This window comes from Xanthomonas sp. LMG 8993 (genome assembly GCF_009835065.2).
Taxonomy (GTDB): domain Bacteria; phylum Pseudomonadota; class Gammaproteobacteria; order Xanthomonadales; family Xanthomonadaceae; genus Xanthomonas; species Xanthomonas arboricola.
On record NZ_QVIF02000004.1, the window covers coordinates 438,180 to 451,638 of the forward strand.

The 13,459-nt window shown below is 58.4% G+C and carries 11 protein-coding genes; 1 reads left to right on the forward strand and 10 read right to left on the reverse strand.

Translation table 11 applies throughout. The features are described 5' to 3' along the window. Positions 1-69: 69 nt before the first annotated feature. Entirely contained in the window at positions 70-780 is a 711-nt protein-coding gene (locus tag DYQ94_RS10945) for a hypothetical protein (protein WP_237474948.1), read from the reverse strand. On the opposite strand from DYQ94_RS10945, the gene DYQ94_RS10950 reads away from it, so the two are divergent. Beyond that, positions 779-946: a hypothetical protein gene (locus DYQ94_RS10950; protein ID WP_164738856.1), complete on the forward strand. Its 168-nt coding sequence runs from the start codon at positions 779-781 to the stop codon at positions 944-946. The genes DYQ94_RS10945 and DYQ94_RS10950 overlap by 2 nt on opposite strands. A gap of 74 nt (positions 947-1,020) precedes the next feature. On the opposite strand, the gene DYQ94_RS10955 is transcribed toward DYQ94_RS10950, so the two are convergent. The 9 genes from DYQ94_RS10955 to DYQ94_RS10995 form a co-directional block, all read right to left on the reverse strand. Next, positions 1,021-1,404, reverse strand: a complete 384-nt coding sequence (locus DYQ94_RS10955; protein ID WP_160955005.1) for a SymE family type I addiction module toxin — start codon at positions 1,402-1,404, stop codon at positions 1,021-1,023. A 521-nt stretch (positions 1,405-1,925) separates the two neighbouring features. Next, positions 1,926-3,161: a DUF4238 domain-containing protein gene (locus DYQ94_RS10960; RefSeq protein WP_102255253.1), complete on the reverse strand. Its 1,236-nt coding sequence runs from the start codon at positions 3,159-3,161 to the stop codon at positions 1,926-1,928. 481 nt (positions 3,162-3,642) lie between these two features. Continuing rightward, complete coding sequence (locus tag DYQ94_RS10965; RefSeq protein WP_126966802.1) at positions 3,643-4,047, reverse strand: DUF4160 domain-containing protein; 405 nt, start codon at positions 4,045-4,047, stop codon at positions 3,643-3,645. A 459-nt stretch (positions 4,048-4,506) separates the two neighbouring features. Beyond that, positions 4,507-5,244: a DUF4145 domain-containing protein gene (locus tag DYQ94_RS10970; protein ID WP_126966803.1), complete on the reverse strand. Its 738-nt coding sequence runs from the start codon at positions 5,242-5,244 to the stop codon at positions 4,507-4,509. Between the two features lie 68 nt (positions 5,245-5,312). After that, positions 5,313-6,212 carry a toll/interleukin-1 receptor domain-containing protein gene (locus DYQ94_RS10975; protein ID WP_102255256.1) on the reverse strand — a complete coding sequence of 300 codons (900 nt, stop codon included), beginning with the start codon at positions 6,210-6,212 and terminating at the stop codon, positions 5,313-5,315. A 349-nt stretch (positions 6,213-6,561) separates the two neighbouring features. Then, complete coding sequence (locus DYQ94_RS10980) at positions 6,562-7,305, reverse strand: hypothetical protein (RefSeq protein WP_126966804.1); 744 nt, start codon at positions 7,303-7,305, stop codon at positions 6,562-6,564. A gap of 237 nt (positions 7,306-7,542) precedes the next feature. Continuing rightward, complete coding sequence (locus DYQ94_RS10985; RefSeq protein WP_202397533.1) at positions 7,543-11,352, reverse strand: LamG-like jellyroll fold domain-containing protein; 3,810 nt, start codon at positions 11,350-11,352, stop codon at positions 7,543-7,545. Between the two features lie 88 nt (positions 11,353-11,440). Then, positions 11,441-12,469 (reverse strand): pectate lyase, encoded by a 1,029-nt coding sequence (pelA, locus tag DYQ94_RS10990; RefSeq protein WP_126966806.1) that lies wholly within the window; start codon positions 12,467-12,469, stop codon positions 11,441-11,443. Continuing rightward, complete coding sequence (locus DYQ94_RS10995) at positions 12,469-13,446, reverse strand: pectinesterase family protein (protein WP_126966807.1); 978 nt, start codon at positions 13,444-13,446, stop codon at positions 12,469-12,471. Before DYQ94_RS10995 ends, pelA begins: the two co-directional genes overlap by 1 nt. Positions 13,447-13,459: the final 13 nt, after the last annotated feature.

The following is a 13,459-nucleotide window of genomic DNA, read 5'->3' on the forward strand; positions in this document are numbered from 1 at the left end:
TATAATACGCCCCTATGCAAGAACGGTGCTCAGGCCAACGAACAACGTTGCTGCTCTACGCGGTAACAGCTAAGCCTTCCCAAAGTAATTCCACCAAGCCTTCTTGCTCGGCTTTGCGCCATGTTCCAGCAATGACCCACGGCCGGGGCTGACGAAATGGTACTGGCCCGACGATTTCATCAGGCTGTGCAAATGGTTGCGTCCTTCCGCACGCTTCTCGGCGACGTAAGCCAGTTCGTCAGGCTTCAAGATCTGCACAGCTGCAAGGAACACGTCTTCCGCGGGAAATTGGATCTTCTTCGGGAGCTCAGGGTGCTCAACGCCAATCATGACGCCCACCATGCCGTGTTCGTTCTGGAAGTCCTCCAAGCCGCAGTCTTGAGCGAAAAGCTCCATCGTGATGACGCCGTGTCTTTCGATAAAATCGGCGATCTGCCCGCTGCATGCGGCTTGCTGGGAGAGTGCGTAGACCAACTTGAAAAGCCATGACCCTGCAATGTCGCCAGTCAACTTCTCTTTTGTCTCCGCGATGATTTCCAACCTATAGCCGTTGTTCGGTTCTTCAACATCATCGAACGGGTCTGAAAGACCGTTGCTTGCCACCCTAATGCTGTTGCTTGTGCGAATGACGCTGAATGCCTGCCGCAGTGCAGGCCAACTGGGCCCGCCCATAAAGGCCGGGTTTATAACATGCGCGATGACATCAGAATCGACCTTTCCCAAAGATCCAAACAACTCGTCACGCGCCGCGTTTGTCTTTTCGTAAATTTCCGAGCTCATGGTTTCCATTCCCATCAAATTTTCTAAGTTTTCTGATCTGCTTACCGGCAAAGCAGTCCTGCTAGCACTGACGGCTAACGGGATGTGCCGTATTGCAAAGCTCTTTGATATCTACCTTGCCGGCGAAATCCCCGTGCAAAACACAAGACGCTCGGATCGCCAGTGAGCGACCAGCACAGCGCTACGCGTGCTGGTGCGCGGCCGGCGTCAGCATGATGCTCGTCGAGTCGGTGCCTACGGTCAATTGTTGGCTGCCTTGTCTGCCGCCTTCTCCCCATCATCCGCCACGGTGACGATCAGCTCGCCGTTGCGCATGCTTATGTTGAGTTTGCTGCCGATGGTGAAGCCGAGTTGTTCCAGCCAGCGGCCGCGTAGGCGTAACGTGGGGATGCGTTGGTGGCTGTCGGGGTAGTAGCCGTAGCCGACGGTGCAGCGTTGCGGGGCACGCGGGTGGCCTTGGCGGCGCGGCTTGTTGGGATCGGGGCGGGGCTCGGGGATGGGGGTGCGCTCGAGGTAGGGCCGCGGCGGGATCGAGGGGTCGAGCGAGTGCCAGCCGATCTCGGTGGGTGGCGGCACCGTGGCGCGCTTGCGCGCTGGCTTGGGACTGGACGTGGGTCGACGCATGGCAAAGCCCTCCTTGACGAACAGGCCCCGCCGCCGGATGGCGACGGGATGTCGGGAGGTTAGAAACCGAAGACAGACGGCGGGCGTATTTCCCCGAAGGGTGTTGTATTAGCCGCCCTCCCGACGCAGGCAACGCGTCGGCTGCGCCAGCAGGAAGCTGCAGGCACAAAAAACCCACCGGGATTTCGGAGGTGGGTACCGCTGTCTTAGGAGTTTCTACGCTCCTTGGGGTAGAGAGTGCTGCGGGTCTGTTGGGATGTCAACTGTTTTGGATGGATAGAGCTGATGAAGATCTGACAGTTCTGCCCTGCTGATACGGCGCGCGGAAGATATCTCTTAGTACTCATCTGGCCGACTTATCTCCAGAAGTGAACCTGGCCCCCGTTTCCCCAATTTTCTCCACCACCGCCTAATGCCCGAGTTAAGCGGGCCGCTTTGCGGCGTTCGGCAAGTGAAACTTGCAAGAACTTGCACGACACCACGAAGCGGGATCGGCTTGAACGAATTTTAGGCGACGAACTCTAGTGTTTGTAACGGTGCTTTTTATGCCGTCGCTCCAAAGAAAGGTGATAGTGATGGAAGTCGTCCGAGTCCGTCTCGTTTTGCATTTTTCCACAGTCATACGCACATCCCCTACGAGCTGGTCCGAACAACCGTGCGTATTCTCCTTGGAAGGCGAGGAATGTTTCCCATTCCCGTTCCTTACGCGCTTCATCGAGGTAGCTCGGTTCCCAGGGCTTTCTGCCGTACTCATCGAATGCATCGGACCTTCCGTTGCTAAAACCCATCAAAATTTCTGTAGAAAAGCTAACGGATCTAGGGTCAGGCATCAGAAGGTGAGTCTCTCCTAACGCGTTCCATTGAGGCCTGATCATTTTCCGCTCTGGGAAAAGCCAATCACTATTTGTAGCCGCAACGTATCTTAATGCGCGCTTCTTGATAATATAGTTGATGGAAAGCATTTCCTCGCCGGAAAGCCGGCGCCCCGTTTGAATTTGTGTAAAGTTGAAGATTGCTGGTCGAAGTGGATTTGGGTTCGGTCTGTTTTTTAGCGGGTTGCCATACGGATGCCTTACCCATGAAAGATTGGTCAAGACTAAGAGCTTACTAGGGCTCAAGGGGAACAGAGTGTGCGTTCCGTTGAGCCATATGTGCGGATCCAATCCATTCCTGCACCAGCTAGAAGCGGGAAACGCGCCTTGGTTGTATACAGTTACCGGATGATCAGAAAGAAGAAACCCCACACCACTGTCACCAGCCTCGAAAATACTCCAGACCGACTCTGTCCAAAGTGCACAGAACAACATTTGAAGTTTTTGAAGTGCGTATAGCAGTTCATTCGAACTGCGAATTTTAGTGAGAGAAGAAAGGTATTTAAGTCCTTTTGGTGTTCTTAGCTTTTGCAAGCTAAGATATAGGAGGAAACGCTGGTAAAGTTCTCCATCGGCAGACGGGTGCGAAAAATTAGCGAAGTAATCGACTGATGAGATCGACTCCGAATCAATTTGGCCGAAGAATTTCTTTTCAATTTTGGTAGAAATAAGGCCGCCGAAACTGGTGGTGTAAAGGTCTCTTTGGAAGAAGCAGTTCTTGGCGCCCAATCTTCTCATCTCATTCCGAATGAACGAATGCCCGTTCGAGCTGACTCGTTCAGGTGAGAGATCAAGGTAGTAAAATTTCCTCTCTCGTTGAGATACGTCAAAGAACCTCTCCTGGAACCAAACAGGAACATAATGATTGTTTCTATAGTCAGTCATCTGGACTTCTGCGGTTGTTGCCTAACGCCTGAGTTAAGTAGACTCCCGAAGCGGCTCAGCTTGAATTAATTGTTAGGCCGCGTCAAAGAAATACTAGCCATCCAAATTCTCTTTGAGAACCTCAAGGTGGTCCGCCGCAACGGCGTACACCTCAGCGTCGAAGTCACACGAAAACGACGTATGAACTACGAGCTCAACCTTGGACCATGCACCTTCGCTTGAGGTTGCCACGTACGCCTACAACGGGGATGCGGAAAAACTCTCGCTCCTCGTTGAGCCAGTTTCGTTGTTTCGGGCTACGGGTGTGCAGAAATACTCTCATGGTTAAGATGAACTCCTTGAGCGGTCTAATACTTGAATTAAGCTGGCCCGCGAAGCGGGTTCGGCTTGAACTAGTCTTTAGTTGGCAACTTAATAGCCATTATTTGGATTATCCGGAAGTTGAGCAGTGCGCGCGGCGCCTGCCGACCCAGTTTAAAAACTACGCCTTGATCTCACCCACAGGACAATTCGCTGGCCTGGTTTTGTTCCATGTATTGACCAGTGATATTTTGTTGATCGAATACCACTCACGAATGTTTGGCCAGAACTTATTGAGTCCCTTTTCATACAGCGGCTCCCCATTGTCTATCCGAAAACAATTACTTTCACCCGAATAGGAGACATGGAAATGCGGCGGTGGATGTTCGTTGGAAAAAATTTCAACCTTGAATTTATTATTAGTCCTGACCATGTGTTCGAATAGGTTACGCATACCGGGCTCCACACGAACCCCAAGCGCCCGCAGTTCTTCGGCTTCTTCGTCGTCGTACTTGGATCCTTGGTCGAGCGACCACTTCAAGCTGGCTGCAAGATCGTCTGGAACATCCACTATCCATTTGGTCACGAGAATGCCTCTGTAGGTCTAACGCCTGAGTTAAGCCGCGTTGCGAAGCAACGTCTGCTTGAATTAATTGCTAGATGGCATCACGGTGAGTAAGGGGTACGCCTCCCTCCCTCTGCAGAACCTTCTCCCAGCGCACAACGATTCCGCGCAATAGCTCTTCACTGTCATCTTCGTATGCCTCAACCACTTTTTGCTAGTCCTGTGATAACTGAAGCACTATCTTCATGCAGTCGCACGGAGCAATCTGATTTACACAAAAAAATGGGTAGCTCTCTTTCAAGCAATAAAACTTGTGCAGCTCGCCTGCTTCACAGCCGCAGACGGGGCATTTTCATCGGTCACAGCAACCGCTCCATGCTATCTAATCCTGAGTAAGCTGGGCCGATTTGCGGCCTCGATCGCGTGAAACTTGCAAGAACTTGCACGAGTCCGCAAAGCGGACTGGGCTTGAACGAACTGTTAGGTATCATTGCGGCCTGGCATTTCGTCTTGAAAGCGGAAAGTCAGGATTGTGCTCTCAATCCAAATACCTAGGAGACGGATCAGCACTTTGAGGTCGGAAACATCTTTGTCAATCCACTTACGTACGTAATGAGCTTCATCGTTACCAAGCCAAGCAGCGCGAGTCGCAACACTTTTGATTCGCGCATCATCTACAAATCTGGAAATGCACTGAGCCACAGACAAAGCGAGGACTGATCGCCCCTCTTCTCCAGCCACACGTGAGACACAATAGTCTTTGACAAGATATTCAACAGCCTTGCGGTACCCCAAACCGCATATCTGAGTTAACGCTAGTGCCTCGGCAGCTTCTGCTTGCCAATAGATTTCTAAGAAAGTCGGTGACAGTTCAGCAATCTCGGTGGAGAAATTAGTTTTAGGAGTGTGCGTTGGATAGCTGGAATGAAGCTTGAAGATTGCCCTATCACTTCCAGCAAATTGAAGGAGACTCTGTAGATCATTTTTGGCGTCAATGGACTGAAGCTGATAGGTCGCAATGAATAAACGACCGCAGTCCTGATTAGGACATCTGCAAGTGCACTCAAGTTCTGAAAGTCCAGCTTTAGTGCTAGGAGTCAGATTCCATTCAAGCTCTTCCGGGACAACCCGGTGCGCGCAATGAGGGCAAAAATTCGGTTCGCGATCTCGTGAGACGCGCCCAAATGTCGGAAGGTCAGTGAAGTGAAATGCGGGCATGGTTGCCTTTGTAATAGCTAATGCCTGAGTTAATCCGCGCGGCGACTCGGTGTCTATTTAAACGAATTCTAGCCCTTAGTTGCGGGCTTCTTATTCGCGAGCAACCGATTGCATTGGAGAATGAACTTATTACCCTCCGGGCTTATAGTGAGCCGTTTGAACCACTTAGCTTGTGCCACAGGTAGTTTCTCGAACTGTATAAGACCGTACGGCACGAGCCGCAGCCCGACTTCGTGATAGAGAAAGCCTCCACCCGTATTACGGTCCCAATTGCTTTGCACGCCGTCGATGAATATGCGTGAGTTGGCTACGAACATCGAGAACACCGACGTTGTGCTGAGAGTCTTCTCGCTCGATATCTCCGGCGGAACCTCGATCGTCTCGTTGTTGAGGATAGTCATAAGCTCCGAGAAGGGCATGCCTGCGAATTGAGGCTCTTTTGACTTTGTCTCGACTCGACTCTTTGGCGCATCAGATGTCGCAAACTTCATATGGGCAGCGTGTGCTGCCATAACACCGTCGATGGCTGCAGCCGACTTAGCTGCCGCTCTTCGCTTGGCACCAAGGACGCTAACTAGTTCCTCAATAAGCTGGCTCAAGTCCCCTTTGCTTGCCAGCTTTGCCGCATGCTGGCCGCTGAGCGGCCCGGGGAGATCCTTAAAATCAACGTCATCTGCCAATAAAGGCTTGAGATGCTTCTTTGCTCCCCAACTCGCACCGAGCTCAAAGAGAACCCAACCGGAGGCAAGCGCATTTTTGGTTACGAGGCCGATCACTACGGAAGTTTCCCCCAGATCATCGCGAAGTGTTGCTGCCGAATCACTCCCGACAGGTAGCTTGTGGCCGGGGACGGACGTGCAGCGGAGATCTTCGTCGTCGATAACGATGCTGCTCTGCAGGAAGTCAACAATTGCTTCCGCAAGCTTCTCGTCCTTCGCGGAATGACTGACAAAGATACGAATTGCCATGAACTCTCCTGTGGGGGGCTAACGCCTGAACTAAGCTATCGCGCGAAACGGTTTCGGCTTGAATTAGTTGTTAGCCGTCAAGCTGCTACTTCTGGACGTAGTCATCTGGATCTTACTCCCAAGTGCTGCATTTACAGCCAATGGCACGCTTGAAAGCACTGAATAGCTCATGCGCATCAATGCAAGTGCTTGGAACAACTTGTTGAACGGCCTCCTCAGGTGCGCGCCGAACTTCAGTGCTCAGGTGGTCAGAATTTCTTCCATTTTTACTGATGCCATTCGTACTCTTCATGACGGATAACGCGTGAGTTAAGCCAAGCCGCGAAGCGGCATCGGCTTGGACGAATAGTTAGGCCTGCGTCCGGAACAACTCAAATAGCAAGCTTGCGGTGAACGAGGCTAAGACACCGGTGATTAGAACGAAGAGAGTCGATATCGTGAGGGCGCGATATGGGTAGCGCTCAACAGTTCGGCGGATCTTGTTGTACGTACTTCGGTCAATTCCCCGTATTTCTTGAACAATCAGGTCGATCTTCTCATTCGAAAAACGGGACTGGCGCATTCGCTCACGACATTCTTCGCATATCACAGGTTGCACGCAGGATTCCACGATATCTGCTTTCAACCCATTCATGTCAAATAGGCAACCTCTAGTCTCATCATGCGTGTAATGCGCTGCGCTCCCATGTTTTGGGAGAACGCCGCTGTTGCGCTCAGTGCTGATGGCGTAGGCGTACGCAACTCTGAGGACAGCATTGCTTAGCGGGATTTGCTCAGCTCGTAGGAAGTCGCCGATCTCAAAAAGTGAAAATACTACGTGGCGGTCGCTCACTCGCCTCGCATACCAGTTGTCTTCAAGGGGCACTCGCGTTACGCAGATCGTGATGCCTTGAGCCTGCGCCGGAGGCAACTGCGTGGAAATCTGCCTGTCGGAATAGGCCCATCCATCCAAGTCCGTATCGCAACGCAGCGAAAGTCTCTCGACTTTCGGGGAGAGAAGAATGAAATCAGACCTCCAACGCTCGATCTGATCTACGTCTAGATCTCTAGGCGGTGTACCCAAGAGACAAACCTTGACTTCCACAGCGCTCACGAACATTCCTTTGCAGGTCTAACTACATTGGACCGCCCAAGCGCGGCATAACCTGATCCTCGCCGACTGCATGACCGCGGTCAATCGCTGGAGGCGTTTGAGCTCATCGCTTCTCAGCTGCGCCCCTGCCTCTGACGCCTGGTGTTAGGCCGCATCCTTGCGGACTCATCCTATTACGCCGAGTTACTTGCGGCCTAACACCGAGAGCTAAGAAAATCCGATATTCGAGCTCGTTGCCTACGTTCCCGGCATCGCCAGCGTGTTGTTGCGTTGAGTCACCTCAGCAACCTCACCTTCCGTCACCAGCTGCAACCGCGCGCCCTTCCCAGCGCTGACACCCTGCACCGCCAACCGCACCATCGCTGTTCTCGGCACCAAATCCCGCGGAGCCTCCAACGCCGGAAATGGCGCTCTTGCCAGCTCCTTCCCACGTGCATCCTCCAACACCACAAACCCGGCCGGTGCATCGGCGTGGCCGAGGCTATGCACGGTCACTTCGATGGCATCTGCAGTCACGCGTACGTCGCCATGACCAATACCCAGGTCCGGGCGCAGTTCGACAGGGCTGCTTTCTGCAATACGTTCGAGCTGCAGGACGGTGGTGCGGCCTGCGGGGAAGTCGATGTCGATGGCCGCGCTTTTTTCGAAAGCGACCTCTTGCGTCTTGGCGTTGCTGTCGAGCTTGCCGTCATTGCCTTTGCTCACGCCCTGAGTGATGCGCCATTGGCCTGGGGCGACATTCCAGCCGGTCATGCTGGCGCGCCGGGTTTTACTGGAGGTGTTGTAGGCGATGACGGTGAAGCGGTCTTGCTGGGGTGCGGGGATGGCGATGGCGACCTGGGTGGCGGCCTCTGGATCGGCGAAGCGCCAGCTGACGGTATGGCCGGGGTAGGTTTGATTGCGCTTGAGCGCCACTCCCCCTAAGCGTGCGCGTTGCAGGTTGACCGTTGGGGATTCCACGCGGTCGCTCCACCAGTGGCCTTCGGTGTTCATGTAGAAGTTCTGCAGTTTCTCTCTTGCCTCGCTGCGGTAGATGGAAGCGAGATAATCGAGATTGCCGGTTTGCTCCCAGGCCACGTGGTGCGGGAAGTCCGGGGCGCTGCCGTCGTCTTTATTTGCGGCATCGATGAGCTTGCCGCTCCAGTCGGTGCGCTTGCCCATGACATCGAGGAAGTTTTCGTTGAGCAAGGAGAGGCCGTTGGGGCCGCTGTTGGCGACGCGGTAGTTAATGGCCTTGAGATAGCGCTGCTCGCCGGTGAAGCGGTAGGCGGCCCAGAAGGTGTGCAAGGTGTCGGCGCCGCCGCTGCCTTCGAACAGTTCGCCACCGCGGGTTTTGCCGGTTTGCCAGTTGATCTCGTTGGGCAGCGCCCAGTTGCCCTTGGCGTTGGTGTAGGCGTGGGCGAGATAGCCGTCTGCCAGGCCGGCGACGATGCGGCGGCTGTTGGGGTCGGCGTTATAGCCGCCCAGCAGGATGGCCGGGTGCACGATGGGGAAGGAGTACGGTTTTTGCCATTGCCAGTTGGGCTCGCGGTAGACCTTGCGGCCGCCGAACCAGTTGCTGGCAAACAGCAGGTGGCCTTGCGGGTTGACCTGGATGATGGTGTCGAAGGCCTTCACCGTTTGCATCAGCCGCTCGACGGTGCGCGGGTCGCCCCAGTTGAGGTACAGCAGGGCGCTGTTGAGGTTGATGCCCTCCTCGTACGAATGCAGCTCGTCGGTTTCGATGGTGGACAGGCCGTTGGTGAACATGCCGTTGCGGTAGTTGGCATCGGACAGCGCCAGCATGGAGGCGTTGAGCATGTCCGGGTCCACGCCCATCAGGGCGACGCCGGGCCATTGCTGCACCAGGTCCGAGTCGTCGGAGATGCCGCCACCGAAATCGCCGTAGGCCACCTGGCGCTGCTCGATCCACCAGCGGATGTAGCGGCGGGTGGCGCTGAGGTCCTGCAGCTGCCAGAACGCCCAGGCGGGCACGCCCTTGGGCACGCTGGGCAGTTCGACAGGCAACGCGCCCTGGTTGGCGTAGCTGATGTCGTTCCAGTACTGGCGGCCGAGGGCGTGGTCCGGGTCCACGCGCAGCAGGTCGGTGATGTCGGCATCCAGCCGCTTGTAGAGCAGCTGGCGCTTGGAGGTGGTGTGCTCTTCGACCAGGAAGCCCCAGTTGTCCTTGACCTGGTTGAAGCGGTCGGCGACGTGCTCGGTGAGTGCCTCGGCGCGCGGCTTGAACACCAGCTGCAGCTGGGTGCCGTCGAGTGCGTTGGCGTTGAAGCCGGGCGCGGCGGCGGCGATGCTGAGCATCAGGCTGTCGTTGCTCAGGATTCTGTCGCGCAGGTCCAGCCACAACGTGCGGGCCTGGCCGGGAGTGACCGCGACCGAGACATCGATCATGTCGCGCGCGGGCCAGATGGGGTCCTTGATGCGGATGTTGAGCGGGATGCTGCCGTTGTGGGTGGCCGGCAGGTTGAGCGCCGGCAGGGTGATGGCGATGCCGTCCAGGCCGTCGTGCATGTTCTCCCAGCCGTAGGACCAGCTGCGCATTAGCGCCTGGTCCGGCGGCGGGTCGCCCAGGCTGGATGGCACCAGGATGTGCACGATGGGTTGCTGCGCGCCTGCTGCGGCCTTGTCGCTGGGGCGCTTGCGCGCCGGTGCCTTGGTGGGCAGCGCGACCACGGTCTGGCGCTCGCCTGGCGGGTAGCGGCCGGCGATGACATCGCGCAATGGGGCGAGGTTGTCGTAGTCGGGCTGGATGTCGCTGCGCACGGTGTAGCTGAGTTGCGCGCTGCCCTTGGGCACGGCGCCCGGCTGCACGTTGTAGGCCCAGATTTCCTGGATGGGGGTTTCCTGCGCGGTGTTGGCAAAGCGCAGCGTGCCGCCGCGGCGCTCGGGGAACTGGTCCACGCTGCGCACCACGCCCTGGCTGCGCGCGAACAGCGGTTGCGCCTGTGCGTTGGGCGCGGCGTAGGTGGCCTGGCCGTAGGCGGCGCCGCGCAGCTCGATGCGGTTGAAGGCCTCGTCCGGCAGGGTGAGGTCCAGCGCCTTGCCGCCTTCGACATAGGTGTTCCAGTCCGGCAGCTGGAAGTAGTCGTCGCGCCCGGGCAGGCGCGAGCGGTTATAGACGCCGGGCCAGGTGGTTTCGGCGATGCCGTCGGTGGCCTTCCACATCCATTGCTTGAGGTCGCGCGCGTCGGCGAACTCCACCTTGCGGATGCGGGTGACCGGTGCGTCCAGCAGCGGCGGTGCGTGGCCGTTGTCCCAGCCAAAGCGGTGCAGGAAGGCGGCGTGTTGCGATGCCGGTGTGGCCGGCTCGGCGCTGGCGGGCTCCTGCAGGCGTGCGAGCGCGGCGGCGCCGCTGGCGTCGAGCATGCGGTCGTAGATGCGGATCTCATCGAAGTCGCTGCCGCGCAAAAAGTTGTAGCGGCTCTGCACCTGGTGCGGCGACATCACGCGGCCGGCCAGGCCGAACTGGTCCAGCGCGGCGTCGAAGTCGAGCGCGCCGCCGTTGGCGCACGGCGCACCGCAGTCCACGCGTGCGGCTTCCTTGCCATCGACATACAGGCGTACGCCGCGGGTTTCGTCCCAGGCAAACGCAATGTGGGTCCAGTCGCTGGCGGCCGGGGCCTTGTCGAGCTTGAAGGAGACGCGGGTGCGCGCGAGGTTGGCGTCGGTGACGAAGGCATCGAAGCCGTGGCCGTTCCAGTCGATACGCAGCCAGGCCATGTCCCAGCTGGTGTGGTCGGCATAGCCGACGCGGAAGATCACGAACGGCGCTTCGCCCACGGGATAACGCGCGCGCCAGAAGAAGCCGAGCGTGCCGCGCTGGGTGTAGAGGTTGCCGGGCGCATTCCACGACAGCACGCCGTCGTCGGCCCATTCGATGGCGTTGCCGCGTTTGCCGGTGGGCACCAGTGTGATCTTGTCGCGGAAGTTCGGCACGCCGTCGCCGCGGGCCACATCGGCCTGCAGGTCGCGGTCGGCCGACACCCGGAACAACAGCTCCGGCGCGGTGGTGGTGGCCGCGCTCACCGGCAGCGCGATCAGGCACAACATTCCCAACAAGAACTTCGACACGCTCACCTCGTCAATTCCAAAACGTAAAACAGCCACCGCGCGCTTGCACGCGGTGGCGACGACGCACTTACAGACCGTTGGCGGTGCGCCACTTGGGAATGTCGTCCTTCAACAGCTTGTCCGGCCAGGTGCCGTGCCAGGCATAACCGACGCGGCGCTCGTTGGGCACCTGCATGTACTCGGTCAAGGCCTTGCCGTCGCGGTTGGCATAGAGCGGGCGTTGATTCTGCAGGTCGTAGAAGCGTGCCCATAGTGACGCACCCGGTTGCGCGACGAGGATCACGTCCTGCCCGGTTTCCTGGGTGGGGTCGTCGATCTTCTTGGTGGCCAGGTCGCGCATGCGGTGGGTGTCGAACCAGCGCGCAGCGGCCTCGACCGCGGTCTTGATCTGCGCGGACGGGTTGGGCTGGCGCATCAGAAAGCGCACGATGCTGACCGACTCGCTGGAGGCCAGCGACGCCAGCTCATACGCGCGTGCCTTGGCCGGCTTGAGCGTGACCTCGTCGTACTGCGCGCCCCAGATGGTGAGCGTGCCGCCGATCTTGACCTGGGTGGCGAGCACGCATTCCAGTCCCTTGGTCACCGCCTGGCGGGCGCGTGCACCGTGGCTGGCACGCAGCAGCGCACCGGTGTCGCCCTTGCCCTCGCTGATGTCCTGCAGCAGGTTGAGCACGCGCACCATCGCGTCATCGTTGTAGGTGATCTGGTGATGGTAGGACGACAGGTCCGGGTAGAACTGCGGCCAGCCGCCGTTGGCGTATTGCGCGGTGAGCAGATAGTCCACGCCGCGCTTGGCGGCAGCCACGTACTTGGCGTTCTTGTCGGTCTTGTAGAGGGTGGAGAGGTAGCCGATCTCGTAGGTGGTGGCCTTGTTGTCGATGGTGGCGTCGTCCTTGCGCCCGGGTTGCTGCAGCTCGGCGATTTCCGCAGCGGTGAAGGTGCGGTTGTAGTCGACGGCGACGCCCTTGTACTGCTTGGACCAGCCGCCGGAGGCGGTCTGCAGCAACAGCATGTTGTCGGCGATCTTGTCGGCCATGGCCGACAGCGGTACCAGCAGCAGCGCAGTGGCGAGGGCGAAGGTGGTGAGCTTGCGCATCAGAACGGCCTCCAGGTGCCAAGAATGGTGTTGCGGTCCAGCGCGGCGGCTTGCGCAGCAGTGAGCTGGCGCGACCACTTCACGCGGCGCGACGGGTTGGCACCGGCGCCGCTGCTCTGGTATTCGCTGTAGCGGGCGGTGGCCTCGTTGGCGGCGTTGCCCCAGTTGTTCCAGCCCTCGGGCAGGATGTGCGCGCCGAGCTGGCTGCCGATGAGGCTGACGCTGGCATACGGCCGCCACGGCCGACCCAGGAACACGCGGGTCACGCCGCTGGCAGCGGTGACGCGCGCATTGCGAAACACGAAGCCGCGTGCGCTCTCCTGCGGGGTGGAGGCGGCGGTGAGATAGCCGTCGCCCAGCGAGTGCAGCTGCACGTTTTCGAACAAGGCGGTGCCGGCGCCAAACACGAAGTCCACGGTGCCTTCGACATAGCAGTCGAGAAAGTAGGACAGCTTGGCGCCGCGCAGGTACAGCGTGTCCTGGTAGCCCAGAAAGCGCACGTTGCGGAACGCGGCGCGGTCGCCATCCACGCGCACCGCCACCGCCTGCCCGACCGGGCCGGCGTGATTGCCGAAGCTCAGTTGCTCGGCAGTGAAGTCGTTGCCGGCAATGATGACGCTGGACGAGCCGGACGTGCCGTACTCGGTGCCGGTGGCCGGATTGATGCGTGAAGCGTAGTTGTCGTAGGTGATGATGGTCTGGGTGGCGCCGGCGCCGGTGAGCTTGAGCGCCGGTGCGTTGGACGGCACCACGATCAGTTCCTGGTAGGTGCCGGCGCCGATGTTGATCTGCGCGCGCTTGCCACCCTGCACGGCGGCATCGATGGCGGCCTGCACGGTGCGGTAGCCGGCGCTGCCCTGCTTGGCCACGGTGTAGACCGGGTCGGCGGCAATGGCGGCGTTGCTGCACAGGCCTGCCACGGCCACCAACGCGGTGGCGGCCAACTGACGTAAGACGGTTCTGCGATGTACTTGCATGTCGCTCTCCTGG

What these genes read in the sequence shown, in the direction of transcription:
- DYQ94_RS10950 (WP_164738856.1), top strand. Translation starts at nt 779, where the DNA reads ATGGTTTCCATTCCCATCAAATTTTCTAAGTTTTCTGATCTGCTTACC.
- DYQ94_RS10945 (WP_237474948.1), bottom strand. Translation starts at nt 780, where the DNA reads ATGAGCTCGGAAATTTACGAAAAGACAAACGCGGCGCGTGACGAGTTG.
- DYQ94_RS10955 (WP_160955005.1), bottom strand. Translation starts at nt 1,404, where the DNA reads ATGCGTCGACCCACGTCCAGTCCCAAGCCAGCGCGCAAGCGCGCCACG.
- DYQ94_RS10960 (WP_102255253.1), bottom strand. Translation starts at nt 3,161, where the DNA reads ATGACTGACTATAGAAACAATCATTATGTTCCTGTTTGGTTCCAGGAG.
- DYQ94_RS10970 (WP_126966803.1), bottom strand. Translation starts at nt 5,244, where the DNA reads ATGCCCGCATTTCACTTCACTGACCTTCCGACATTTGGGCGCGTCTCA.
- DYQ94_RS10975 (WP_102255256.1), bottom strand. Translation starts at nt 6,212, where the DNA reads ATGGCAATTCGTATCTTTGTCAGTCATTCCGCGAAGGACGAGAAGCTT.
- DYQ94_RS10985 (WP_202397533.1), bottom strand. Translation starts at nt 11,352, where the DNA reads ATGTTGTGCCTGATCGCGCTGCCGGTGAGCGCGGCCACCACCACCGCG.
- pelA (WP_126966806.1), bottom strand. Translation starts at nt 12,469, where the DNA reads ATGCGCAAGCTCACCACCTTCGCCCTCGCCACTGCGCTGCTGCTGGTA.
- DYQ94_RS10995 (WP_126966807.1), bottom strand. Translation starts at nt 13,446, where the DNA reads ATGCAAGTACATCGCAGAACCGTCTTACGTCAGTTGGCCGCCACCGCG.